The organism is Nocardia sp. NPDC051929 (assembly GCF_044548645.1).
GTDB classification, from domain to species: domain Bacteria; phylum Actinomycetota; class Actinomycetes; order Mycobacteriales; family Mycobacteriaceae; genus Nocardia; species Nocardia sichangensis.
In genome coordinates this window covers 66,937-91,408 of sequence record NZ_JBIUCG010000018.1, presented here as the reverse complement: position 1 = coordinate 91,408, position 24,472 = coordinate 66,937, and the positions used below count along the sequence as shown (strand labels likewise).

The 24,472-nt window shown below is 69.6% G+C and carries 25 protein-coding genes; 13 read left to right on the top strand and 12 right to left on the bottom strand.

The features are described 5' to 3' along the window. Positions 1-22 precede the first annotated feature (22 nt). Complete coding sequence (locus ACIHAX_RS24785; protein ID WP_364433425.1) at positions 23-850, bottom strand: SAM-dependent methyltransferase; 828 nt, start codon at positions 848-850, stop codon at positions 23-25. 145 nt (positions 851-995) lie between these two features. After that, complete coding sequence (locus ACIHAX_RS24780; RefSeq protein ID WP_355080493.1) at positions 996-1,745, bottom strand: IclR family transcriptional regulator; 750 nt, start codon at positions 1,743-1,745, stop codon at positions 996-998. Between the two features lie 257 nt (positions 1,746-2,002). On the opposite strand from ACIHAX_RS24780, the gene ACIHAX_RS24775 reads away from it, so the two are divergent. The 8 genes from ACIHAX_RS24775 to ACIHAX_RS24740 are packed head-to-tail and all read left to right on the top strand — an operon-like array spanning position 2,003 to position 9,635. Beyond that, positions 2,003-3,037, top strand: coding sequence for an NrtA/SsuA/CpmA family ABC transporter substrate-binding protein (locus tag ACIHAX_RS24775; RefSeq protein WP_397279801.1), 1,035 nt, complete (start codon positions 2,003-2,005; stop codon positions 3,035-3,037). Position 3,038: 1 nt separating this feature from the next. Beyond that, on the top strand, positions 3,039-3,878 hold the full coding sequence (locus tag ACIHAX_RS24770; protein ID WP_397279799.1) for an ABC transporter permease: 840 nt from the start codon (positions 3,039-3,041) through the stop codon (positions 3,876-3,878). Next, positions 3,875-4,654: an ATP-binding cassette domain-containing protein gene (locus tag ACIHAX_RS24765; protein WP_356965291.1), complete on the top strand. Its 780-nt coding sequence runs from the start codon at positions 3,875-3,877 to the stop codon at positions 4,652-4,654. Before ACIHAX_RS24770 ends, ACIHAX_RS24765 begins: the two co-directional genes overlap by 4 nt. Beyond that, on the top strand, positions 4,651-5,676 hold the full coding sequence (locus ACIHAX_RS24760; protein ID WP_355080486.1) for an ABC transporter substrate-binding protein: 1,026 nt from the start codon (positions 4,651-4,653) through the stop codon (positions 5,674-5,676). The genes ACIHAX_RS24765 and ACIHAX_RS24760 overlap by 4 nt, the downstream gene beginning before the upstream one ends. Further along, positions 5,673-6,773: an LLM class flavin-dependent oxidoreductase gene (locus tag ACIHAX_RS24755; RefSeq protein ID WP_397279796.1), complete on the top strand. Its 1,101-nt coding sequence runs from the start codon at positions 5,673-5,675 to the stop codon at positions 6,771-6,773. The genes ACIHAX_RS24760 and ACIHAX_RS24755 overlap by 4 nt, the downstream gene beginning before the upstream one ends. Beyond that, the gene (locus tag ACIHAX_RS24750) at positions 6,770-7,939 is read left to right on the top strand and encodes an LLM class flavin-dependent oxidoreductase (protein WP_397279794.1); all 1,170 of its coding nucleotides are present in this window, start codon (positions 6,770-6,772) and stop codon (positions 7,937-7,939) included. The genes ACIHAX_RS24755 and ACIHAX_RS24750 overlap by 4 nt, the downstream gene beginning before the upstream one ends. Positions 7,940-7,953: 14 nt before the next feature. Continuing rightward, positions 7,954-8,661 (top strand): class II aldolase/adducin family protein, encoded by a 708-nt coding sequence (locus ACIHAX_RS24745; RefSeq protein WP_397279792.1) that lies wholly within the window; start codon positions 7,954-7,956, stop codon positions 8,659-8,661. A 32-nt stretch (positions 8,662-8,693) separates the two neighbouring features. Then, a complete protein-coding gene (locus ACIHAX_RS24740; protein WP_397279790.1) occupies positions 8,694-9,635 on the top strand; it encodes an ABC transporter substrate-binding protein in 942 nt (313 codons plus the stop codon). A 65-nt stretch (positions 9,636-9,700) separates the two neighbouring features. On the opposite strand, the gene ACIHAX_RS24735 is transcribed toward ACIHAX_RS24740, so the two are convergent. Then, positions 9,701-9,856 (bottom strand): hypothetical protein, encoded by a 156-nt coding sequence (locus ACIHAX_RS24735; protein ID WP_397279788.1) that lies wholly within the window; start codon positions 9,854-9,856, stop codon positions 9,701-9,703. Positions 9,857-10,233: 377 nt separating this feature from the next. On the opposite strand from ACIHAX_RS24735, the gene ACIHAX_RS24730 reads away from it, so the two are divergent. Continuing rightward, positions 10,234-10,515, top strand: a complete 282-nt coding sequence (locus ACIHAX_RS24730; RefSeq protein ID WP_355080518.1) for a hypothetical protein — start codon at positions 10,234-10,236, stop codon at positions 10,513-10,515. Here ACIHAX_RS24730 and ACIHAX_RS24725 read toward each other — a convergent pair. Then, on the bottom strand, positions 10,493-13,723 hold the full coding sequence (locus tag ACIHAX_RS24725) for a BTAD domain-containing putative transcriptional regulator (RefSeq protein ID WP_397279785.1): 3,231 nt from the start codon (positions 13,721-13,723) through the stop codon (positions 10,493-10,495). The two genes, ACIHAX_RS24730 and ACIHAX_RS24725, sit on opposite strands and share 23 nt — an antisense overlap. A gap of 299 nt (positions 13,724-14,022) precedes the next feature. On the opposite strand from ACIHAX_RS24725, the gene ACIHAX_RS24720 reads away from it, so the two are divergent. Continuing rightward, positions 14,023-14,610 carry an NAD(P)H-dependent oxidoreductase gene (locus tag ACIHAX_RS24720; RefSeq protein WP_356965285.1) on the top strand — a complete coding sequence of 196 codons (588 nt, stop codon included), beginning with the start codon at positions 14,023-14,025 and terminating at the stop codon, positions 14,608-14,610. A 137-nt stretch (positions 14,611-14,747) separates the two neighbouring features. Next, complete coding sequence (locus ACIHAX_RS24715; RefSeq protein WP_397279783.1) at positions 14,748-15,299, top strand: dihydrofolate reductase family protein; 552 nt, start codon at positions 14,748-14,750, stop codon at positions 15,297-15,299. Between the two features lie 64 nt (positions 15,300-15,363). Here the strand turns inward: ACIHAX_RS24715 and ACIHAX_RS24710 are convergent, their stop codons facing one another. The 8 genes from ACIHAX_RS24710 to ACIHAX_RS24675 all read right to left on the bottom strand — a co-directional run bounded on the left by ACIHAX_RS24710 (position 15,364) and on the right by ACIHAX_RS24675 (position 22,916). Beyond that, complete coding sequence (locus ACIHAX_RS24710) at positions 15,364-15,606, bottom strand: hypothetical protein (RefSeq protein WP_355080471.1); 243 nt, start codon at positions 15,604-15,606, stop codon at positions 15,364-15,366. Positions 15,607-15,906: 300 nt separating this feature from the next. Beyond that, positions 15,907-16,887, bottom strand: a complete 981-nt coding sequence (locus ACIHAX_RS24705) for a DUF5996 family protein (protein ID WP_364433393.1) — start codon at positions 16,885-16,887, stop codon at positions 15,907-15,909. A gap of 217 nt (positions 16,888-17,104) precedes the next feature. Next, on the bottom strand, positions 17,105-17,299 hold the full coding sequence (locus tag ACIHAX_RS24700) for a hypothetical protein (RefSeq protein WP_355080467.1): 195 nt from the start codon (positions 17,297-17,299) through the stop codon (positions 17,105-17,107). A gap of 249 nt (positions 17,300-17,548) precedes the next feature. After that, complete coding sequence (locus tag ACIHAX_RS24695) at positions 17,549-18,676, bottom strand: TIGR03364 family FAD-dependent oxidoreductase (protein WP_397279780.1); 1,128 nt, start codon at positions 18,674-18,676, stop codon at positions 17,549-17,551. 466 nt (positions 18,677-19,142) lie between these two features. Continuing rightward, complete coding sequence (lipB, locus tag ACIHAX_RS24690; protein WP_397279778.1) at positions 19,143-19,778, bottom strand: lipoyl(octanoyl) transferase LipB; 636 nt, start codon at positions 19,776-19,778, stop codon at positions 19,143-19,145. Between the two features lie 72 nt (positions 19,779-19,850). Then, positions 19,851-20,846 carry a sigma-70 family RNA polymerase sigma factor gene (locus ACIHAX_RS24685; RefSeq protein ID WP_397279776.1) on the bottom strand — a complete coding sequence of 332 codons (996 nt, stop codon included), beginning with the start codon at positions 20,844-20,846 and terminating at the stop codon, positions 19,851-19,853. Positions 20,847-20,855: 9 nt separating this feature from the next. Continuing rightward, positions 20,856-22,262 (bottom strand): MFS transporter, encoded by a 1,407-nt coding sequence (locus tag ACIHAX_RS24680; RefSeq protein WP_397279774.1) that lies wholly within the window; start codon positions 22,260-22,262, stop codon positions 20,856-20,858. Positions 22,263-22,463: 201 nt separating this feature from the next. Continuing rightward, complete coding sequence (locus ACIHAX_RS24675; RefSeq protein ID WP_355080459.1) at positions 22,464-22,916, bottom strand: hypothetical protein; 453 nt, start codon at positions 22,914-22,916, stop codon at positions 22,464-22,466. A gap of 151 nt (positions 22,917-23,067) precedes the next feature. On the opposite strand from ACIHAX_RS24675, the gene ACIHAX_RS24670 reads away from it, so the two are divergent. After that, positions 23,068-23,586 carry a MarR family transcriptional regulator gene (locus tag ACIHAX_RS24670; RefSeq protein ID WP_364433376.1) on the top strand — a complete coding sequence of 173 codons (519 nt, stop codon included), beginning with the start codon at positions 23,068-23,070 and terminating at the stop codon, positions 23,584-23,586. Positions 23,587-23,588: 2 nt separating this feature from the next. After that, positions 23,589-24,440: an EamA family transporter gene (locus tag ACIHAX_RS24665; protein ID WP_397279772.1), complete on the top strand. Its 852-nt coding sequence runs from the start codon at positions 23,589-23,591 to the stop codon at positions 24,438-24,440. Positions 24,441-24,472: the final 32 nt, after the last annotated feature.

The following is a 24,472-nucleotide window of genomic DNA, read 5'->3' as shown; positions in this document are numbered from 1 at the left end:
ACGGCGGCGGCTCAAACGCCGCTCAGGGTTTGCGTCCGACGCCGGCCAGGTACCAGGCGGACCGCGTCGCGGCCGGGGCGACATCCGTGTCCGGGCGCCACGCGTCCACCGGAACGATTCCCGGCTCGACGAGTTCCGTTCCGGCGAAGAAGGATTCGGTCTCCGCGTGGCTGCGCGGCTGGAACGCGATGCCGGCCTGCTGAGCGGCTGCCGCCGCGCGCGCCATCGGGCGCGGGTCGAAATCGCCGGTGAAGTGGGTGAGCACCAGATAGCTGCCGGACGGGGCCGCGTCCAGCAGTCGGCCGACGACACCGTACGGGTCGTCGCTGTCGCGGAAGAACATCATGACCGCGACCAGCAGGATCGCGATGGGCCGGTCCTGGTCGAAGGTATCGGCCAAGGCGGGTGCGTCCAGGATGGCGCTCGGATCGCGCAGATCCGCGTCCAGGAAGGCGATCCTGCCCTGCGGCGTGCTCGCCATCAGTGCTCTGGCGTGAGCGAGCACGAGCGGATCGTTGTCGACATAGACCACCCGCGCGGCCGGATCGGTGTGTTGGGCCACCTCGTGCGTGTTGCCCGCGGTGGGGAGACCGGGGCCGATGTCGAGGAACTGATCGATGCCCGCCTCGCAGGCCAGATGGCGCACCGCCCGGCCGAGGAACGCGCGGTTGGCGCGGGCCATGTCGCGGATACCGGGGATGTGCATGGCGACCGTGTCGCCGAGGGCGCGGTCGGCGGGGTAGTTGTCCTTGCCCCCGAGCCAGTAGTCGTACACCCGTGCCTCATGGGGGAGGCTCGTGTCGAGCTTGGTCGACGATCCGGCGCGCACTTGCGCGTGACCGTCCGGCATGGCGACTCCTTTCCCGGCGACGCAGGACCGGCGCCGCACCCCTGTCGCCTCCAAAGGCGACCTCGCGCTACGAATTACGCGTCAAGAATAGGGTGACGCATCCACAATGAGCGGTAATTCGGCCGATTGGTCCGTTTCCGGAGAGTCAGTCGGCGGCGGCGAATCTGGCCGCGATCTCCTGGGCGGTGACCTTCGCGAGTTCGACGAAGAACGGCACCCGTTCGGGAATCATCAGTGTCGTGGGGCCGCGCAGACCGAGTGCGAACCGGCAGCGGCCCGCCGGATCGAGGATGGGCAGGCCGATGGTGCGGAAGCCCGGATCGAGTTCCTCGTCGTTGTAGGCGTATCCGCGCTCCCGCGTGGTGACCAGCTCGGCGCGCAGTTCACCGGGGCCGGATACCGAGCGCTCGGTGCCCTCGTCGTAGGGGAGTTCGCGTAACTGCTCGTCGGTGGCCTCGGACCAGGCGAGCAGGGCCTTGCCGAGCGCGCTGGCGTGCAGGGGCAGCCGCACGCCCTGCAGTTTGTGCCCGTCGGTCTCCCGCCACCGGCTGGTGCCGAGCAGCACGGCGTGGATGCCGTGGCGGGTGGCGACCGAGCAGCTTGCCCCGGTGGTGCCCGCGAGCTGCTCCAGATACGGTTCGGCGAGGTAGATCCGGTGCTGGCGGTAGGCGATCTGCCCCCACTCGGCCAGCGCGCCGCCCATGCGGTATCGACTGGATTCGGCGTTCTTCTCCAGAAAACCCGCCTGCACCAGCGTGGTCAGCAGCCGGTGCGTGGTGCTGACCGCCAGACCCTGTTGCCGCGCGACCTCCGAGACGCCGCGCTCCCGGCCGTCACGGAAGCAGTCCAGCACGGAGAGGGCGCGGGTGACGGTCTGCACGCCGGAGGGTTCCACGACTGTGACGGTAACACAAGCATGCGGACCAGAGAGTTTGCTCTTTCCGTTATTTGGAAAACTCTCGTGTGAGCAGCGTGGACCGATCGGCGATGTCGGGGTCCGATCCACATTCACAGTCGCATTAAGTCCGGGCAGTACAGAGAGCTCGATATGTCAAGCTTTCCGATCTACGGAAAGCATTACCTCGTGACCCCGCGCTGCCGTCCCTACTCTCCGAGAGCATTGATCGACGATTCGGACAAGGAGTCCTCACGATGTGGCGGCAAGCCCTCATGCGCATCGCGCTGGCGATCGTTCCCCTAGTCGCACTCGTCGCCGCGTGTGGTTCGGACACCGACCGCGACACCGGCGCAGGCGCTTCCTTCGTGCTCAAGGTCGCCGACCCGGGGAACTCCGGGCCGCTGGCGGTCGGCAAGCGCGACGGCACCTTCGATGCCGCGCTGGCACCACTCGGCGCGAAGATCGAGTGGGTCAGCATCACCCCCGGCTTCAGCTCCAACCTGAAGTTGTTCAACACCAAAGAACTCGACGTCTCCGGCGCGGCGTTCAGCCCCGTCGTCGGCGCGCTGTCCAAGGACGTCGGTGTGCGGATCGTCGCGGTACAGGATCCAGCGGGCAAGGATCAGAGCGGCATCATCGTCACTCCGGAATCGGGCGTGCACTCGGTCGCCGAGTTGGTCGGCAGGCGCGTGGCGGTGAACCCGGCGGCCAAGGGCGAATACATCCTGCTCAAGGCGCTCGCGCAGGCAGGCGTCCCGGCCGACAAGGTGACCAGGGTTCCGTTGCAGCAGAAGGACGCCGCCTCGGCGTTCGCGACCGGCAAGGTGGACGGCTGGTCGTCGTTCCTGGTGCCCTACCAGGAGGCCAAGGCCAACGGCGGCGTCGAGATCGCCACGGAGAAGAGCATCGGCTCCAACGACAACTCGGTGGTGGTGTTCCGCACCGAGGTGCTCGATCAGCGTCCGGACATCGCGGCGAAATACCTCGAAGTGCTGCAGGACCTCACGGCGAAGCAGCGCGCCAACCCCGCCGAGTTCGAGAACGTCTTCGAGAAGACCGGCCCGCGCGCCCTGTCGGGCCAGCGGCTGTCGGACGCCTACCGGGTGGGGGCGGAGGCCACCGTGCCGCACCTGCCGAACGAGACCGACGCCACCGCGCTGGCCGACGTGGTGAACACCTTCTTCGACAACGGCGTCGTCACCCGCAAGGTCACCGCCGCCGACATCTTCTACGACCTGAAGTCGAAGCTGACGCCCGAGCAGCTGGCATCGGTGAAGGCGGGCAGCTGAGATGGCGGGCGTCGTGGCGGCCGGGCTGGGGCCGACCGAGCTCGCCCCGCCCCGCACGCGCGTCGGCAAGCGCAGGCCCGCATGGTTTTCCGTGCCGCTGCGGTTCCTGCTGCCGGCAGTGATCGTGGCAGGTTGGTGGGCGGGTTCCGCGAGCGGAGCGATCTCCGAGCGCGTGCTGGCGGGACCGCCCGCGGTGTGGACGGCGTTCACCGAATTGCTCGGCACCGGCCAGTTGTTCGACTTCGCGGTGGCGTCGTTCACCCGCGCCGCGTTCGGCGTCGGGATCGGCGTGGCCATCGGGCTGGCGCTGGGGTTGGTCTCCGGGTTGTCCGGTCTCGGTGAGGAACTGGTCGATTCGACCATGCAGATCCTGCGGGCGGTGCCGTTCCTTGCGCTGGTGCCGCTGTTCATCGCCTGGTTCGGCATCGATGAGCTGTACAAGGTACTGCTCATCGCCGTCGCGACGGTCGCGCCGATGTACGCCTACACCTATCTCGGCGTGCGCAACGTCGATCGCAAGATGGTCGAGGCCGCCCGCAGTTTCGGGCTGATCGGGCCGCGGCTGGTGCTGGAGGTCATCCTCCCCTCAGCGCTGCCCGGCGTGCTGATGGCGCTGCGCGTGTGCCTGTCGATCAGCATCACCGGTCTCATCGCGGCCGAGCAGGTCGGCACCAAGGAGGGCGTCGGCTACCTGGTCACCTTGGCCCAGGAGTACAACCGCACCGACTACATGGTGCTGTGCGTGGTGTTGTACGCACTGCTCGGCCTGGTCTTCGACGGGTTGGTGCGGCTGGCGGAGCGCTTCGCCATGCCATGGCGCGGACAGGTGGCGATCCGATGACCACCATTACCGAACCTGGAGCCGAGGTGGTCACCGCACCCGCCGGGGAGGAGCCGGTCGCCGTCTCGATCACCGGCCTGCGCAAGTCGTTCGGCGCCAAGACCGTGCTCGACGGCGTCGACCTCACCATCCGGCGCGGCGAGTTCGTCGTCCTGCTCGGGCCCAGCGGCACCGGCAAGACCACACTGCTGCGCCTGCTCACCGGACTGGAGGCGCCGGACGCGGGACAGGTGCTCGTCCCGGCGCGGCGCACCACCGTCTACCAGGAGCCGCGGCTGATCCCCTCGAAACGGGTGCTGGCGAACGTGATCGTCGGACAGCGGCGTTCCCGGCACAACCGCGAAGCCGGGTTACGCGCACTGGCCGAGGTCAACCTCGACGGCAAAGCCAGGCAATGGCCCGCCACGCTCTCCGGCGGCGAGGCGCAGCGCGCGGCGCTGGCACGCGCCCTGGTTCGCGAACCGGAACTGCTGCTGCTCGACGAGCCGTTCGCGGCGCTGGACGCGCTGACCCGCCTGCAGATGCAGGATCTGGTGGGCGATCTCGTGGCCCGGCACCGTCCCGCGGTGCTCATGGTGACCCACGACGTCGACGAGGCGATCCGCCTGGCCGACCGGGTACTGATCCTGGACAAAGGGCGCTTCGCCGTGGACGTCGACATCGACGTGGCCCGTCCGCGCGACCGCGCCGACCCCGAAACCCTGCATTTCCGATCACTTTTCCTCAGCCGGCTCGGCGTGGGTAGCACCACGTCCGCTCCAAGGAGTGCCTCATGACCGACACCCTCTGGTACACCCGCTGCCCGGTGCCCACCGCGAGCGGGCTCGCGCACAGCCTCGGCTGGCTCGGCGACGCCGCCACCCGGGCCGGGCTCGAGTTCGGCGTCCTGCAGGACGCCGGGCCGGAATTGGCCGGCCACCATTTCCTGCACGATCTGTCCGGGCTGATCCGCGAGGGCGGCAACGTTCCGGCCCTGGCGGCGCGCGCCCAGGGCTCGCCGACCCGGTTGATCGGACTGACCTGGATCGATGAGGCGCAAGCCATTCTGGTCGGTCCGGAATCCACCGTCGGGGGCCCCGCCGAGCTGGCCGGTCTGCGCATCGGCGTCCCGGCGTGGGCGCGGGACCAGCCGCGCAGCTTCCCCCGCGCGATGGCCTTGCACGGTTTCGCGAACGCGCTGCGTCTCGGTGGACATACCCTCGCCGACGTCCGCGTGACCGAGATCGGCGTCGAGCGGAACCCGCAGGTGCGCACGGAGGTCCAGGCGAATCGCCGCGTGGTCACCTGGGGCGTCGAGGAGTTGCTGCGCGGCGAGGTGGACGCCATCTATGTCAAGGGGGCCCGGGCGCAAGAGGTCGCCAGGGAGCACGGCCTGCGCGTCGCGGTGGACCTGGATGCCACCGAGGCCAAACGCTTCCGGGTCAACAACGGCACGCCACGCCCCATCACCGTGCACGAGGAGCTACTCCAGGCGCGTCCGGAGGTGGTCGTCGAGTTCCTCGCGCAGAGCCTGCGCGCGGCGGACTGGGCCGCGGGCGATCTGAGCGGAGTGCGGGACGTGCTCCAGCGGGAAACCCTGTCCGGTCCGGAGGGGGTCGTCGCGGCGTACGGCGAGAACTTCCACCGGGATCTGCACCCCTCGTTGTCGGACGAGCGGATCGAGCTGATCGGCGTGCAGAAGCAATTCCTCTACACGCATGGATTCCTCGCCGCCGACTTCGACCTGGATTCCTGGGTCGCGCCCGAGCCGCTGGCCCGGGCCAGGGAGATCGTCGAGTCCGGGAAGGTCCCCGCATGACAGAGTTCTTGTGGCGCTTGCCTTCCCGTGGAGACGGCCGCCACGCCCGCCCAGATCGACGCAATCGCGGCGGATTCGGCGGGCCCGCGCCGGTGACGCCGGTGACCGACCTGCGGCCGGGGCGGTTCGGTCCGTTCGACGACCTCGCCCAGATCGTCGACGCCGCCGAATTGGCCGGGCTGGACGGCGTGCTCGCGCCCTACGATCCGCACGGCGAGGAATCGTGGATCGTGGCTGGCGGCGCCCTGCGCGGCACGCGGTACTCGCGCGTCGTCGTCGAATTCCAGCCCGCTTTCGGCACTCCGGTCTATGCCGCGAAGATGTCGGCTACCCTGCAACGCATTTCGGGTGGTCGCCTGGCTTGGCAGCTGGCCATGGACACCGATACCGACGACGCGCGAGCACGCGGTGATCGCGTCACCGGTGACGACCGCTACGCCAGGGCCGCGGAGTTCCTGACCGTCGCCCGTGGCGTATGGAACGACGCTCCGGTGCCGTCGGCGGGATTCGCCGGTACCGGATTCCACTACGAAGGCACGTACTACGACGTGATCGACGGCGGTTTCCGCGGCATCCTCTCCGGGCTGCCGTTTCCGGCGGTCTACTTGTCCGGCGATTCCGCGGCGGCGCTCGAGCTGTCGGCCCAGCACGGGGACGTGCACGTCTTCACCGAGACCGCGGCGGGCGTGGATACCGCGATCGCCGCCCTGCGCGAACGCGCGACGGCGGCGGGACGCGCGGTCCGCGCCGGACTGGAGCTGCCGGTCGTCGCGCGGGAAACCGAGGACGAGGCGTGGGCCCGCGTCGAACGTCAGTGGCGCGAGGTGCGCCCGGACGGCACCGGCGCGCGGCAACACGATCTGGGCGACGGCCGCTGGGCGGGGTTCGCCGAACTCGGATACGCCGCGAACATCGGCCTCGTCGGCAGCTATGAGCAAGTAGCGCAACGTCTTTCGTCCTATGTGACGGCGGGCGTCGACAGCGTGGTGCTCTCGGGACACCCGCACATCGAGGAACTGCACCGCGCGGGCGAACACCTGTTGTTCCTCGCCGACCCGGCCGGCCGCACGCTGACCGCGCAGGAGGCAACCGCATGACCATCGACATCTACTGGCGCATCGGCATGGAAGGCGACCACGCATCGCTGCGCACGCCGCGCCGCTACAACCGCGGCCACGCCAACGGTTACGGGCCGGGCAATATCGCACCGGCCATCCGCGACGGCGCGCTCGACGGCTACGGCTACATCGACCACATGGCCGCGGTCGCGAAGGCTTCCGAATCGGCCGGATTCCTCGGCGGCCTGCTGCCGTCGTTCCCCGTGACCGACGACCCGTGGGCGGTCGCGGCGGCCCTGGCCAGGGAGACCACCACCTACCGGTTCATGGTCGCCTTCCAGCCCGGCTTCCTGCATCCGGTGCAGGCCGCGCGGATGTCGGCGAGCCTGCAGCGCGCGACCGGCGGCCGGTTGGTCTACAACATCATCAGCGGCGGCGGTGGTCCCGCCCAGCTGTGGTGGGGCGACAAGGTCGCCCACGACGACCGCTACGCCCGCACCAGCGAATTCCTCGACGTGCTGCGCGGCGTGTGGGATGGCGAGCCCTACGACCACGACGGCCGGTTCTTCCGCACCGAGGGTGCGGCGCTCGCGCCGGGCATCGCCGGTCAGCCTTTCCCCGAGGTGTACTTCTCGGGGTCGTCCGCCGCCGCGGTGCACGCCGCGGGCAGACACGCCGACTACTACCTGTCCTGGCTGGAGCCGTTCGCCGATCTGCGCGCCAAGTTCGACGGCGTCCGCGCGAACGCCGAAACCATCGGCCCTACACCGAAATTCGCCGTCCGCATCGACGTCCTGGCCCGGCACACCGAGGAAGCGGCGTGGGCGGAGATCGAGAAGGGCTGGGCTTTCGTCGACCGTGGCGCGGCCGAGCGCGCCGCCAAGGGCGATTCGGTCGGGGCCGCCCGCATCCAGGGCTGGGTGCCCGAGACCATCACCGGCTACCGGGACCTCGAGGTCGAACCCAACGTCTGGTGCGGATTCAGCCTGATCCGAGGCGGTCCCGCGTTCGGCCTGGTCGGCAGTTACGAACAGGTGGCGCAGCGGCTCGACGAGCTGATCGATCTCGGCGTCGACGCGTTCATCCTCGCGGGCAACCCGCATCTCGAGGAAGCCTACCGCGTCGGCGAAGAGGTGCTCCCGCTGCTCGGCCGATCCCGGCTCACCGCGTCCGCCGCCGCGGCATCCCTTTCCCCCGCTCGATAGATTCAGGAGAGACCATGACCACCACCGAGACCCGGTTGCCGGAGTCCGTCACCGCTTTCGTCGCCGCCGCTGTTCGCGACGCCGAGAAGGCATTCCGGGTGTTCCGGGAGACCGGCACCGTCGCGGGCAACGGCACCGTCAATTTCGTGGAGCGAGTGCCCGGCGAGGAGATCGCCGTCGCCCTGAACGAACCGGGCCCGTGGGCCGATGACCGCACCGTCGCGCCGGTGGTCGCCACCTTCGACGGCGAGGTGCTGTCCGGCACCGGCTCCGCGGGATTCGTCACCGGGTACGCGAAGGTGTTCCGCGCGCATCCGGAAATCACCTCCGTGGTGCACATCCACACACCGTGGCTCGGTGGATGGGCGCAGACCCATCGCACGCTGCCGATCCGCTACGCGGCCGCGCAGCGGCTGACCCTGTCCCGGACCGTTCCGCCGCACATCGATCGCAGCATCGGCGCGGGCGATTTCATCCTGTCCAAGCTGGTCGACGACCCGGATCTGGTCGCGATCTTCGAGGCCAACGGCGGCGCGAACGTCATCGGACGCTCGGGACTGCTGGAGCTGGCGAAGTTCGTGGTGCTGCTGGAGGAGGGCGCGCAATATCAGGCGATCGCCGAAACTCTCGGCGGCTCGGTCGAATTCGACCCGTCCAATCTCGCGGTGCAGTGGGGCCGCACCGGTCTCGCCGACGAGGCGCGCCGCCGCGGCCTGATCTGACCGGCCCCGCACATCGAGATCGAGGAGCGATCATGACCATTCGTGTCGGCTACTTCCCGCACAACAACTCCCTGTTCGTCCTGCGCCACCGTGGCATCCTGGAAAACCTGCTGCCCGATGTGGAATGGGTCGACCTGCGCGAGCTGCCGCGCCCGGCTCCGGTCGACCCCGCGCGCGGACTGCCGTCGCTGCATTCGGATCATCTGTTCGACGGCGGCTACGACTTCATCGGCACCGGCTTCACGCCGCCGGTGACCGCGCTCGCCAACGGCCGCGACATCGTCTACGTCGGTATCTCCGGGCCGCGGGTGGAGAACGGCCGCCTGGTCGCCAAGGCCGATTCCGGCATCGAGACGGTGCTCGATCTGAAGGGCAAGCGGGTCGGCATCGCGCACGGTTCCTGGCAGACCACGCTCGCGCTGTTCGCGCTGGACCAGGCGGGCCTGGCCTGGAAGGACATCGAGCCGGTGGACGTCGACGTGCACGACGGCGGCGCGGCTCTGCTGCGCGGCGACCTCGACGCGTGGGTCGGCGCGTATCCGGGTCTGGCCGCGGTCGAGGCGGCCGCCGACCTGCGCACTCTCGTGGACACCGAATCGCTGTTCAGCCACCCCTCGCTGTGGTTCACCCGCCGGGACTTCGCCGAAGGCAACCGCGAGGCGCTGACGGCGATCATCACGGCTCTGCAACAGTCGGACGCGTGGATCAAGGCGAATCCGCGCGCGGCCGCCCAGTACTTCGTGGACGACGTGGTGGCTCGCGGCGGGACGGCGAGCCTGGACGCGTGGGAAGCCGCGCTGCGTGGCAGGCCCTTCGGTGTCGAACCCGTTTCCGAGGACTTCCTGGACGAACAGCAGCATGCGGCCGATCTCCTGGCCGCCAACGGCCTGCTGCCGCGGACGGTGCGGGTCCGGGACGCGGTCGTGCCGTGGATCGGCGACACGGTGCGCGCCGAATCCGGCGTAACGGCGTAAATCGGAGGAAACGGGCGGGCCGGGGTGTCGCAGCGATCCCCGGCCCATTCGGCTGTCCGGGAAGGTCAGCGCGGCGAGATATCCGGACGGCCGCCGTGCCTTTCGGTGGAGCGCAGCTCGAACCAATAGGCTGCGACGACGGTGGCGTAACCGGCCACAACGGCCGTCGCCGTGACGATCAATAGTGTGATGAGCAGTGGAATCAAGAAAGTGGTGTGCATTGTGCCCTCCCCGCGGTCACGGTGATCTCAGCGGAAGGTTCGGCGCCGCACTGCACCGATGTCATATCAGCCCCTGCACCTAATGAAATCCTAGAGGTCGCAGCCTTGTCCGGCACGGGGAAGGGCTGTGAGTTGAATCATGCGCACGACGGTGTGTCGCGCGGAACACCCCTTCGCAATGCGGTCTAATCGATCTTGTCGCGCGTTTTTCGGCAATTATCCGGCAAACGGGATACGATCACGACGCGGAACCGCCGGAACGGCGGCCGTGGGCCTCGCAGTGCCCGTGGCCCGCCGAACGTCTCGGTAGCGCAGCTCTTTCTCTCGAATTGTCTCCGGCATCACCTCGGCATGCGAAAAGGAGCACGAACGTGAGCATGATTCTCGCCGCGCTGCACGACACAGTGATCGCGCAGCAATTCGATAATCCGACCGCCGAAGAGCCGCCGCTGGCGGACAAACTGATGCAGATGGGCCGCTACTTCACCTGGTTGGTGCAGCTGTCCGGCATCACGGCGATCACTTACGGCGGGGGCAGATTCGCGTGGGAGAAATGGAACGGCGGCACCCTGCAGTCGCCGAAGATGGTCGCCAGCGCGATGGCCGGTGGCGCGGTGGCCACGAGCGCGGGCACGATCATGAACTCGATCGTCGGCTGACCCCAACCGCGCGGGCCGCGAGGTCGCGCGCCTCGAGTGGCGTCGACCGCGTTCCCGCGGCGTGGCGCTCGGTGAAGGCGTGCTCGCCGAGCGCCACGGTGGCGCGGTTCGCCGGACGGTCGATGTCGGGGCGTTCGGCCGGAAGCAGCGCGATGCCGTTGGCCTCGCGCACCGCCGCCGCCGAGCCGAGCAGCTGTGCCGCGATCTCCGGCAGGCCCAGCTCGGTGAGCGCCGAGGCGAGCGCGGCCAGGGCGAAGGCGGTGTCGCGTGGTGCGCCGATGCGTTGCGCGCCGTCGAACGCGGTCAGATAGAGGTCGAAGGCGGTGCTCGGTTCGCCGCGCTGTTCCAGGATGTAGCCCAGCTCGACTTGCAGCATCGGCAGGAACAGCGGCGTCTCCGCACCCGCGGCCAGCGGGAGGGCGAGTAGTTCGCGCAGAATTCGCTCGGCGGCATCGGTTCGGCCGTCGCGGCGCGCGGTGAAAGCGAGCACGAGCGCGGCGAACAACCGGCCCGGCTCGTACCCGTGTTCGGCCGCGATGCGCTGTGCCTGTTCGCCGAGCGCCCGCGCCCGGCCGAAATCGGTGTGCTGCATGGCGATCCAGCCCAGCCAGCACAGATGGGTGCACGCCTGCCCCCACAGCTCCAGCTCCTGCGCCAAGCCGAGTGCTTCGGCGTGGATATCGGCGGCGGAGGTCAGATCGCCGGTGAGTTCGGCCAGGCCGCCGAGCCATTCGGCGGCCTGGAGCCTGCCCCAGCGGTCGTCGAGTTCGGCGAACAGCCGGGCGGCCGTGCGGGCGTGCCGCTCCAGCGCCGGGAGATCGACCCGATTGTGGGCTGCCTTGGCCAGCGCGACGTGCGCGGCGGCCACACCCCAGCGGTCGCCGAGATCGGTGCAGACCGGAAGAGCTTTGCGCAGCAGCGCTTCCAACTCCTGCACGTCACCGGAGTCCAGTGCGGAGAAGCCGAGGAAGAGTTCCGCGCGCGCCCGCCCGGCCGGATCGTCGACCATGTCGTACAGATCGAACACGGCGGCGCGCTTGGCCGAACCGTCCTCGAAATCGCCTTGTTGGAAAGCGAATCCGATGCTCCACGCCAGCGCTCGCGCCCGGTGCCGTGGCGAGCCGCCGAGCGCCAGCGCGGCGTCGAGCCAGCGCCGCGCCTCGGTCGGCCTGCCACGCAGCTGCCAGTACCAGGCGAGCGCGTTCACCAGCCGCAGGGCCTGATCCGCGTCGCCCGCGCGCACCAAACCGTCCAGCGCCGCGCGTAGATCGGCCGATTCGTCGTCCAGCCGACGCAACCAGCGACGCTGGTCGGCGCCGTACAGCTCGGGCTCGGCGCGCTCGGCCAGACCCAGGTGGTACCGATGGTGGGCGAGGTGCACCGCGTCGAACTCGCCCGCATCGGCCAGCCGGTCGAGGCTGAACGCGGCCACCGATTCCAGCAAGCGGTAGCGCTGTCCCGCCGGGTGCACCAACGACCGGTCGACCAGCCTGCCGATCACGTCGGCGACGAGCGACGCGTCCACCGCGGGCTCGGCGCCCGCCGAGCACACCGCCTCCGCGGCCGCCAGGGTGCAGCCGCCCGTGTGCACCGCGAGCCTGCGCAACACCGCCTGCTCGGTCGCGTCCAGCAGTCCCCAGCTCCAGTCGATCATCGCCGCCAGCGTCTGCTGCCGCGGCGGCACGCCGCGATGCCCGGTGGCCAGCAGCTTGAACCGGTCGTCGAGCCGGGCGACGATCTCGTGCACGCCCAGCGCGCGTACTCGGGTGGCGGCGAGTTCCAATGCCAGCGGTATGCCGTCGAGCCTGCGGCACAGCGTCGCGACCGACGTGGCGGCGTCGGCGTCGAGCGCGAAATCACGGGCGCCCGCGCGCGCTCGGGCTACGAACAGCCGCACCGCTCCCGCTCGGGCGATCTCGTCGAACGCCGCGTCCCGCGCGGGCACATCGAGGGGTCGCAGCGCGACGACGTCCTCACCGGGCAGCCGCAGCGGTTCCCGGCTGGTGGCCAGGATGCGCAGCCGGGGAGCCGCGCCGAGCAGCGTCTCGGCCAGATCGGCGGCGCGATCCACCACGTGCTCGCAATTGTCCAGGACGAGCAGCAGTTCCTGTTCGGCCAGCGCCTCGCACAACGACGCGGTGATGTCGGCGCCGTCGGCGGCGCGGATGCCGAGCACACCGGCCACGGCGTCGGCGAGGAACGTGGCGGCATCGGTCGCGGTCGGTTGCAGCGCGGCCAGTTCCACCAGCCAGGTGCCGTTGGCGAATCGCTGGGGCAGCACCGCCGCGGCGGCGAGCGACAAGCGCGTCTTGCCCACGCCGCCGGGCCCGGTGAGCGTGACCAGCCTGGCGTTCTCGACGGCGTCGCACAACTGCGCGAGGTCGCTGTCGCGGCCGATCAGCTCGGTGCGCTGCGCCGGAATGTTCGAGCTGCGCCGACGGGCGACCACGATCTCCGGCGGCGCGGCCTCCGGCAGATCCTGGGCCAGGAGCGCGCGCTGCAGCGCGACCAGCTCCGGGCTCGGGTCGATGCCGAGTTCGTCGGCGAGGTGCCTGCGCAGATCCTCGTAACCGTCCAGCGCCTCGGCCTGCCTTCCCGCGCCGTACAACGCGCGCAGGTGGGCCGCGCGCAGCCGCTCGCGCAGCGGATGCGCCGTCACGACTTCGCTGAGCTCGCCGGCCACTTCGCGGTACTCGCCCAGCGTCAGCCGCGCCTCCGCCAGTTCCTCCACCGCCACCAAGCGCTGCTCTTCGAGTTGCGCGATGGCGGGCTGGGCGAATGCCGCGTCCCGGAAATCGGCGAACGCGGGCCCGCGCCAGAGAGCGACCGCCGCGGCGAGCGCCCGGGCCCGCTCGGCGGTGTCGGTCGTCGCTCGCGCGGACGCCACCAGTGCGCGGAACTCCTGCGCGTCGGTGTCGGAGGCGGCCAGCCGATACCCGGGCGGCGGGGACACCACGAGGTCCCGGCCGCCGGGTTCGGCGTCTTCCAACGCCCTGCGCAGTTGCGAGGCCTTCGCCGCCAGCGTGCCCGCCGGATTGCCGGGCGGGTCGTCGGTCCAGATGTCGTCGATCAGCCGGTCGCCCGATACCGGTTGGCCGGGCGTGACCAGCAGGTCGGCCAGCAGTGCCCGCACCTTGGCCCCCGGAATCGGCACTACGGCGCCCGCATCCGTCCAGACCGTCAACGGACCCAGCACCCCGAAACGCATTGGGGCAGCCTATGCGAGCGGCGGCGGAAGGCGACCGCAAACAAATCGGAAGGTGGCGCGCCCACGATGAGAACGCCGAAGGCCGAACTCGTGGAAGGAAAGCACGATATGCCACTCATCGCGACTATCGCACGTCGAATCAGCGGTGGTGAGAGTCCTATCGAGGAGGCGTCTGCCTGTCTGAACAGACCGCGCGGGGACCGCAGGGTGCACCCGGTACCCGGACAGCGACGGGTGCCGGGCGACGCCGATCGACACACGAGGCCGGGAGCCGATGCGCCACCGGTGCGTGACGTGCGATGAGGGGACCCCGCCGGGTACGGGTGGCGCTGATCGTGGGCAGCACCCGCACAGGTCGCTTCGGCCCCACGGTGGCGGAGTGGTTCGCCGGGCGGCTGGGCCGCCGCCGCGATATCGACGTGGACCGGATCGATCTCGCGGAGACCGGGTTGCCCGATCGATTACCCGATCCCGACGAGCCGCTACCGCCCGCCGTCCGCGCGCTCGGCGAACGGCTGGCCGCCGCGGACGCGTTCGTCCTGGTCACTCCGGAGTACAACCGGAGCTTTCCGGCCGCGGTGAAGAATGCCGTCGACTGGTTCGACGCGGAGTGGGCCGGCAAACCGGTGACTGTGGTGGGATACGGCGGCGACGCCGACGGCGGTCACGCCGCCGCCCAGTTGCGTCCCGTCTTCGGCGAACTGAACGCGGTCCCCATCCGCCGCACGGTCACCGTGACCAAGGTCTGGCAGCGCTTCGCGAGCGACGGCAGCTGGCCGCGCCGCGACGCGGAACTCGACGAGGCCGTCGACGCCACGCTGGACCAGCTCATGTGGTGGGCCCGCGCCTTGCGCCAGGCGCGGGCCGAAACGCCGTTCGTGCGGTAGAAAGCAACCTCGAACACCGGTTCGCCCGAAACGACGGACCGACCGTAAACAAACCGTAAGGCGCGGCCAGCAGAGTCGTTGTCGACAGCGGCACCGGGCCGCACCCGGCGACCGCCGCACCCGATGAAAGGAAAAACATGGGAACCATCGCAGTCCACGAGTTCATCGCCCTCGACGGCGTGTACGAGGATCCGTCCTGGACCTTCGAGTACGGGTTCGACCCGAAGATGGGGGAGACCCTCGCGGCGATCACCTCGGCGTCCAAGGCGATCCTGTTGGGCCGCACCACTTTCGAGATGTTCGCACCGGCCTGGTCGACCCGCACCGTCGAGGACGACCCGGGGGCGCCGTTCTTCAACGACACGACGAAATACGTCGTCGGTGCGAGCGAGCCGCAGGTGGAGTGGGCCAACAGCACCCGCGTCGGCGCCTACGACCCGGAGGTCATCCGCAAGCTGAAGGACGAGATCGACGGCGTCATCTACATCAGCGGCAGCGGCACACTGGTGCGGGTGTTGCTCGCCGACGGCTTGATCGATGATCTGCACCTGTTCGTCTACCCGATCGCACTCGGGAAGGGCAAGCGCTTGTGGAGCGACGGCGTCGACGCGACCAAGCTCGCGCTCAAAGAGCACGAGGTCTACGCCAATGGCGTCGTCCACCTGTCCTACGGTCCGGCCGAGGGCTGATCGCACGCGGACGGGCGGCCCGTTCGGGCCGCCCGGGCGATCCGGCTCGCCGCCGGTATGGGTATCAACGCCCTCCGGTGCAGTAGCCCTCTGGGGTGTACTGGCACGGGCGCTCGTTGCGTCCTTGGTATCCGCCGTGGTTGCTGCTCCGGGCGCGCTCGCCCACTCCGGAACCGCGCTTGTCGGCGGGGTTGTGGGAGTACCGGTCGGCTGTGGTGGTCACCGTGGATTCGGGCGAAGCGACTGCCGCCGCCATGACGACCGCTCCGCCGATCAGCGCCGAGGCCACCACTCGACGCACTGTCACGCGCTTGCTGGTGTTGTGCATTAGTTCATCCCGTCGATTAACGTGCCGTCATATAACGATACATTCATCGGTGATTCACTGGATAGCGCGTTCCCAATGGTGGGAAGCTATGTGTCGCGAAACGGCTGTGAACTGCGGCTTTGATCAAGTTGTCCTCGCGGTCGAGGAAATCTCTACCCTGACCAACGTGCCGTTGTACGGGTCACTCAACGGTAGATCCATGCTGTCCTCGCGGACCGTAGAAGGCGGGCGTCACGCCCTCGCCCCGAAGGAATCGGCGACGGGCGGCGCCATGCCGGATCACTCGCCCGGCGGCCGTGGCGTGCCCATCTCGTGCGCTCGGCGCTTGTGCTTCCAGCGGTGCGGGTCGGCTTCCAGGGCGGCGCGGTCCCAGTGGCCCAGATCGGCGGCGGCCTCGTAGGTCGTCTCGAGGAATTCGAGCAGCGCGCGTTCCGGGGTGGGGGCGGTGCGAACGGCCTCGTACGGCAGGAGGAACTGGCCGTTCTCCCGGCTGTAGAAGGCTTCTCGCGGGCCGACCGGGTGTTCGGCGAATCCCGCGGGCTCCGGGTACGCGTAGGCGTAGAAGGCGCCCTCCGACCCGCCGCCAGGCCAGAAGCCGCAACTGCTCAGTTCGTGTGAGTAACCCTCGATCATGACCCAGTCGCCACAGTTCGGCGCGCCACCCGGGTGTCGCGGAGCCGCCCGCCCTGAGAAACGGGTGCACGCCAAGTCCATCGCGCCCCAGAAGAAGTGCACCGGACTCACTTTCCCGATGAAGCGCGCGCGGAACTCGTGCATGACCCGGTCGGCGGCCAGCAGTTGCCGCCAGAACAAGGTGGCGGCCGCGGCGTCGTAGGAGCGATGTTCGTAGTCGTCGGCGAACGGGATGGCGAGTTCGACCTCGTTGGGCTTGGCCTCGATTCGCACCGGAATCCCGAGTTCCTCTAGCGCCGAGACGGTTTCGGCGTAGAAAACGGCTACCGGTTTGGGTTCCAGCGCGACCTGCCTGCTACGGCCGTCGCTGGACCGGATGTGCAGTCGATGATCGAGGAAATCGAATTCGATGTCGAAGCATCCCGCCGGGTGCGGAATGGCGGAGGTGGTCAGCCCTCTCGGGCTGACGTAGAAGGTGACCTGCCACCAATGGTTGACCAGCGGGGTGTGTGAGAGCCTGATCTTGCCGATGATCTGCGTCCACATGTGCAGCGTCTCCCGTGTGGGAGTCCAGTCATCGACGCGCAACACCGGCCACGGCTCGGGCGCGGTTTCTGAGCCTGTCACTGCCGCACCTCCGTCGTCTCGGGATTCTCGGTGCCAGTGCCGCACGCGGACGCCTGCGAAGGCGCAGCGCAGCGCCCACCGTACCCGGTGCGCCTACGTCGTGAAGCAGAACATGCCAAACGGTTGGCAACTGTTTGGCAACATCGCGGGCTGTGGCGGCAGCTCGGACCGATCGGCTCGGCGGACCAGAAGGAACGGGTCGCGGCGGGGCGAAGCGTCAAGATCGCCGGGGCCACCTGTCGTGCGGCGATGGCATGCCCGCCAACGGCAGCGCTGCGCTCCGATCGGTCGCCCGGGCTTTCCGGCGGGGATTCGGATCCCACACCATCGCCGCGGCCGCACCGCCGAGCAGAACCACGACGATGGCAACGATCACCACCCACAGCAGTACCACCGCTATTTCTCCAGTCATCCCCGTCCGCTCCATATGGCGCGTTATCCCCAGGCGGACAATTACTTTCGTGATTGCGAGCATTCTTCACACGTCGCGTGCGCCTGCGCGAATCGACGCGCGGATTTCGTGGTGTGCCAGCACCCGGGCACACGGAATTTGGGATACGTCTGGTAACGCATAATGGCGCGACCGGACGCGCCCTCCCGCACCGCTCACCGCGGCGCGGCCCGGCCTCGAAACCGTCCCAGCAGAACCAGAATCCGTTCCTCAGAGTTCCAGTAGGTCGGCGGTTTCCTCGCCGAGGACGGGGCCGAGGGTCATGCCGCGACCGCCGGGTCCGGTGATCACCCAGACATGGCGTTCGGCTCGTACGCGGGTGACCGCGGCGCGGGGATCGGCGCTCTGGCTGTACACGCCTGCCCAGCGACGCACCACGGGTGGCAGTCTGCGGCCCAGCAACTCCTCGGTCACCGACGTCAGGTGCTCGTAAGGAGCGTCGTCCAGGTCGAATGCGAACGGCTCGGTGTACTCGTGGGTGTCGCCGATGGTCAATCCGCCGTCCAGGCGCTGGACGCACAGCAGTTGCATCGCGTGCTCTGCGGCGGTCGCGGTCTGCGATTGCTCCCGGTTCAGCGCGTCGACTTCGGGACCGGCGAAGCCGGGGTGGTAGCGGAAAGTGTCGCCGTCGGCGACGGCCGTGGGAAGCGGCTCACCCAGCGGAGCGGTTTGCATCATCTGTAGCCGGACCCGCCGCACGGGCAGCGCTCCGGCCAGTTCCCTGGCCAGGCCCGTGTGCGCGGCGCCGGGGCAGACGAGCGCGAGGTCGGCATCGAAGAAACGATTACGGTCGTCGCGCACCCGCACGCCGGAACCGGTGTCGGCGACTTCCCTGGCTTCCGTGCCGGAATGAAAGGTGTAGCGCCCGCTCGCGGTGAGATAGGCGCGCAACGCGGGCAGCGCCTGGCGCGACTCTACGGCCGCGTCGGTCGAACAATGCAGTCCGGCAAGGAATTTGCCCCGCAGAGCGGGATTGACGGCGCGGACGCGTTCGGGGTCGAGCAAGGCGAAGCCACGTGCCTCGGCTCCGGGGCCGGCCGCCGCGGCCTCGGCGACGGCCAATTCCTCCGGGGCGCGCACCAAGGTGAGCGAGCCCGAGGGCCGGAAACCGACGCCGGGCACTTTCCCGCCGATCTCCTCCCACAGCCTCCGCGCACGCAGAGCGAGATCCAGTTCCGCGGCCGACCGGCCCGACACCCAGACCAGGCCGAAGTTGCGCACGGTCGCACCGCGCGCTTCGAGTTCCCGTTCCAGCTGCACGACCTCGTGCCCGCGGCGGATCGCGGCCATGGCGTGTGCGGTGCCGAGGATGCCGCCCCCGATGATCGCCAATCGCATGGACCGAGGATGGCAAATGGTCTGGACCGATCGGTGTGGTCCGCGCGAACGTGAGGTTAACCACCGCGAGCCCGTCGAGCGCGTCCGGTCGCTCGCCCGTGGTGACGGGATCGCCTTCGAGGCCCGCCTCGCCAACTGATCGGCATGCGCCGATCCTGGTCGTAATCGTCTGTGTCGGGGCTACTTTCGTCGCGGCGTTCGGCGGTCCGCCTGCGCCGGGTCCGGTGTGCGGATGGATGCGGGTAGCTCTCTGTCGATCCGGTCGCGTCGCCGTTTCGTGACTCCCCAACGGAGTTCGTGGTTCTGGAACAAATCCGGCAGCATCTCGGCTGCAGGCCGCGCGCAGCTGGGTAGCCTGCGCGGCGGACTGGCGGAGCGCCGCTCCGCGGTGGCGCGGCTGTCGACCACGAGCGCGATCAGCCGTCGAGGTCGCCGCCGCGAGCGGCGGATCGTTCGCGGGCGGAGTTCAGCTCGCCTCGAAAGCGGTGGCGACCATGGAGCGCACCTGCTCCATGGTGGCCGCGCCGGATTCCCTGGCCACGGAGGACATATCGACGTCGGGGAGCCCGCACGCGACGGCCCAGTGCCATGGCTCGAGGTCGCCGTTCACATTGAGGGCGAAGCCGTGACTGGTGATCCCTCGGCTCTGGCGCATGCCGATGGAGACGATCTTGCGGCCGGTGTGCCGGGTCCACACGCCGGTGAGCAGTTCGGAGCCGGGCGGAGTGTCGCGGCGTTCGGCGGGCACGCCCAACCGGCCGAGTGCCTCGATCAGGCGGAACTCGACCTCGCGGATGTAGTCCACCACCCCTTCGCCGGAATCGAGCCGGACGATGAGATAGCCGACCAGCTGGCCGGGACCGTGATAGGTGAGCTGGCCCCCGCGGGTGGTCTGCACGACCGGGATGTCGTGTGCCGGGTCCGGCAGGTGCTCCTGCGGCGTCTTCCGCCCGATGGTGTAGACCGGCGGATGGCTCAGCAGCCACAGGGTGTCCGGCCGCGCGCCGCTGTGGCGTTCTTCGACCAGCTCTCCCATGCATTCCATGGCCTTGTCGTAGTCGACGAGGTCGTCCTGGATCAAAGTCAACGGCCGGGCTCGCATGCTCCGACGATAGCGCTCCCCGCCGCACCGGGAATTCGACCCCATCGCCTGTGCAGTCGTCCGCACCGAGCATCACTCCGGTATGGAGTTCTCGTTCGGCCGTCGAAGCACCGTCGGCAACCCGAACGGCCGGAACAATTCGTCGCCGAGGAAGACGGTGATGCGTTCTATGGCGGTATCCGTGGTGCCGAGAACGTGGATGGAGTGCGCGCGGTGGGTCCCGTCCGCGTCGCGCAGGTAATAGGCGACGGCGGGCTGGGTGTTGGCGGCTGTCGGCACGGCGCGCCAGGTGTCGCCGTCCCGGGCCGCCTTGGCCGCGAAGAAACCCACTACGTGGGCGCGGCCCGCGAACCACAACAGGGCGGGCGGCATTTCGAGCACCACGTCGTCGCGCAGCAGCTTGCTCAACTCGTCCATATCGCCGTTGCCGAAAGCGGTGACGTAGCGGTCGATCATCGCGCGCTCACCGGGGCTCAACGACTCGGACGTCCGATCGATCATGGGGGTGGCCTTCTCGAGCTGGGCGCGGGCGCGTTGCAGCGCGCTGTTGACCGCGGCGGGGGAGGTGCCGAGCAGGTCGGCGACCTCTGCGGCGGACCAGGCGAGCACGTCGCGCAGGATGAGCACCGCGCGCTGGCGGGCGGGCAGATATTGCAGCGCGGCGATGAAGGCCAGGCGGATGCCGCTGCGCGCGGCCACCACGGTCGCCGGATCATCGGCCGAGCCGCCGAGCAGCGCGTCGGGAATCGGTTCCAGCCAGGACACTTCGGGATGCCGGGCCGGCCGGGTCTGGAGAGTGGCGGCCGGTCCGTTCAGATCGGTGGGCAAGGCCCGCCTGCCACGCTGTTCGAGCGCGGTCAGGCAGGCATTGGTGGCGATCCGGTACAGCCAGGTGCGCAGCGAAGCCCGCTGCTCGTCGAACCGGTCGGCGGCACGCCAGGCCCGCACCAAGGTCTCCTGCACCAGGTCCTCGGCGTCGTGGACGGACCCGAGCATGCGGTAGCAGTGCGCGAGCAACTCCGGCCGGTAGGCCATCGTCTCGGCCGTGAAGTCGGCGCCGATCGTCATGGCCGCAACCTACCGAGCCGCGACCGGCTGCGCGTCGGAGCGTGCCGCGACGGGCGCGCCCGCGGGTAGCAGCAGCCCGAGCGCGGCGCCGATCAGCGCCAGCAGCGCCGCCGTGCCGATCGCCGCGGCGAATCCGGTACTGAACGCAGCGGCGGATCCGAGTCCACCGAATGTCGCGAAAACCGCTGCGGGCAAGGCGATCCCGAACGTGCTGCCGAGCTGGCGCAAGGTGTTGAACGTGCCCGACGCCGCACCGACCGCCGCCAAGGGCACCGAACGCAGCACGGCGCTCTGGGCGGCGGGAATGGCCATCGAGACGCCGACACCGCAGAGCGCGAACGGCGCGATCATGGCCGGGTAGGACAACTGCGGCCCGGCCGTCAGCGCGAGCCAGCCGTAGCCCGCGGCCTGCATCAGCAGTCCCACGACCACCAGCGGCCGTTCCCCGAAGCGGTTGACCTGCTTGCCCGCCACGGGAGCGACGAGGAACAAGGTGATCGTCCAGGGCGCCAGCCGCACTCCCGCGCCGAGCGGGCCGTGGTGCTGGACCGTCTGCAGGAACTGTGCGAAGAAGAACGCCCCGCTGAAGATCGATCCGAACAGCAGGAAGCCCACCGCGTTGCCGACCGAGAAGCCGCGCGCGGCGAACAGCCGCATCGGGATCAGCGGGGTCGCGGTGCGCAGCTCCCAGCGTACGAACGCGACCAGCGCGATCGCCGCGAGCAGGAACGCGGCGACGACTTCGCCGCTGCCCCAGCCCGCTTCGTCGCCGCGCAGCAGGCCCCACACCGAGCCCAGCGCGGCGGCGCAGGCCAGCCCGATGCCCAGGCGATCGAGTCCGCGTGCCTCGCCACGGCTCTCCGGCAGCCGGGTCAGCATCAGCGGCACGAGCAAGGCGGCGATCGGCAGGTTCAGCCAGAAGATCCACTGCCAGGTCGAGCCCTCCACCACCGCGCCACCGAGGAGCGGGCCGCCGAGCGTGGCCAGGCCGGTCACCGCCGCGAAAAGCCCGAGCGCGCGGGTGCGCTGCGCGGGCGGGAAGGCGGCCGACAGCAGCGCCATACCGACCGGCATGACGGCCGCCGAGCCGGCACCTTGCACCGCCCGGGCGGCGACCAGCCAGCCCAGGTTCGGCGCCGAGGCGCACGCGGCCGAGGCCGCCGAGAACAGCAGCACCCCCGCGACCAGTACGCGGCGCCGTCCATATCGCTCGCCGAGCGCCGCGCCCGCCATCAGCAGTACCGCGAAGCTCAAGGTGTAGGCGTTGACAGTCCACTCCAGTTCGGCCAGCGAGGCGCGCAGGTCGAGCTGGATCGCATGCAGGGCGGTGGTGACGACCAGCGCGTCCAGCATGATCATCAACGCGGCCACCGATGTCAGCGCGAGTACCCAGCGCTGTCCCGTGGTCGTTCTCATGGGCGAAAGTCCTCCTCCGATGGGTTCGCCGGTACATACCGGCGCCGCCGCCCCGATTCATCGCAGGTTCGGAGAAAACTTTGTTTCGTGCCGATCGCGGACGTACGAGCGGCCGGCAGGAGCCCCGCTTCGGAAGCGTCGTCCGGAGTTGCCGCCCCGGGTTCCACCGGGCTCGGCGGCGCCCGCGTCCGCCCCGGCCGACTAGGACGTGGCGAGGCGACCGGCGCGCCGACGTCGCACGGCAAGCGGCAACACCAGCATGTAGAGGCCGGAGAACAGCAGCAGAGCGAGCGGCAGCAGCGGCAGGTAGGACACCCAGACGATCGGTTCCTCCTGCGCCAAGGCGACGAAAGTGGCGAGAACGGTCGCGACGAAGCCGATACCCGACCAGCGATGCAGCTGCCGGACCCGCGGTGCGGGCACGACCCGCCGCGGCGAGGTGTTCCCGGCCGCCCGGCCGCGCCGCTCGGCGGACCACGACAGTCCGAATACGCCGAGACCGGAGAAGAGAAGCAAGGCGAGCGGGGGCAGAGGCACGTAGGAGACCCACACGGGCCCCTTCAGCGCCAAGGCGACGACCGTGACGACGACGGTCGCCGTGAATATGACGGCCAGCCACCGGTGCGTCTGCCTTATCCGTCTGTCCCAGTTCATGAGTCCTCCTCTGCGTGTGAACGGCTCGCGTCCCAACGCTAACGGCAGCGCGCTGACCAGCGCTTCTCGATTCCTGATCGTCTCACTCCGCACACCGCGCGGCCGGGTGAAGGGTTGACAGCGACCCGTCGGCGGATGTTATGCATGAGTCATGCATGATGCTCGCCTGGAGAACCTGCTCGGAGCAGCGGCGCTTGCGATCAACGACGTGATGCTCGCCGACGTGCACGGCGCCGGTGCGGTGAGCGGCAGTAGCGCGGCCGCCTTGGTGACGCTCATGGAATCGCCGGGCATCAGCGTCACCGACCTGGGCAAACGGGTCAGGCTGACGCAATCCGCGGCCGTTCGCATGGTCGATTCGCTCGCGGCCGCCGGACTGGTCGGCCGCTCTCCCGGCGCCGGACGGCTGGTCAGCGTGAACCTGACGCCGTCCGGCCGGGACACCGCGGACCGAATCCTCGCCGCCCGCGCCCGGTCGTTGGCCGAGCTGGTATCCGCACTCGACGACGCGGAGCGCGAAGCCATGACGAGCCTGCTTGCGAAACTGCTGGCCCGGCTGTACGGGGAGATCGGCGATTCGAATGTGCTGTGCAGATTGTGCGACCGCGCGGGCTGTACGCGATCCGCGGTGTGTCCGGTGGGGCAGGCCGAGCGCGACCGGAAGGCCTGATCATGGGGACGCTTCTGGCGCTGATGTCCGCGTTGAGCTATGGCCTGTCGGATTTCTGGGGTGGAACCGCGTCCCGCCGAGTCGGATTCGCACGCGTGGCGCTGCTCGGCCAACTCGGCGGGCTCGCCGTCACCGCGCTCGCAGGCCTGCTGGTATTTCCCGCCGGGCCCCATCCCGCCGATCTCGGCTGGGGAGCGCTGTCCGGAGTGGGCACCGGTATCGCGATGACGTTCCTGTTCCGCGGAATCAGCCGCGGCGCGATGTCCGTGGTCGTACCGATCAGCGCCGTGGGCGGCGCCGCACTGCCGGTTCTGCTCGGAACCGCTCTGCTCGGTGAGCGTCCGGCGGCGTCGGTATGGGCGGGTATCGCGATGGCTGTGCCCGCGCTCTGGCTCGTCGCGGGCGGTGCGACCGGCGCCGGTCCGAATGCCAGGGCCGCTGTCGGCGACGGGCTGATCGCCGGTGTCGGCATCGCCGTGCAATACCTCGCACTGGCTCGCGCCGCCCCGGCCTCCGGTATCTGGCCGGTGACCGCGGGCCGGGCGGCGGCCGTCGTTCTCGTCGCTGCGTTCGCATGGACGCTGGCATCCGGATCCTCGGATACCGCGCCAGGCCCTGAACATCGGACCGACCTCACAGCCGTGTTCTCCGGCATCCTCGCTGCCGCCGCGCTCGTGTCCTATCTCTTCGCCACGCGGACCGAGTACCTGGCCGTGGCGGTCGTGTTGTCCTCGCTCTACCCGATCGTCCCCGTGGTACTCGGCGTGACCGCGCTGCGGGAGCGATTGCACAGCAGCCAGATCATCGGGTTGGTCGCCGCCTCGGCCGCCAGCATTGTCATCGCCACATCGTGACGACGGACTCGCAACCTGGCTCTACGCCGTGC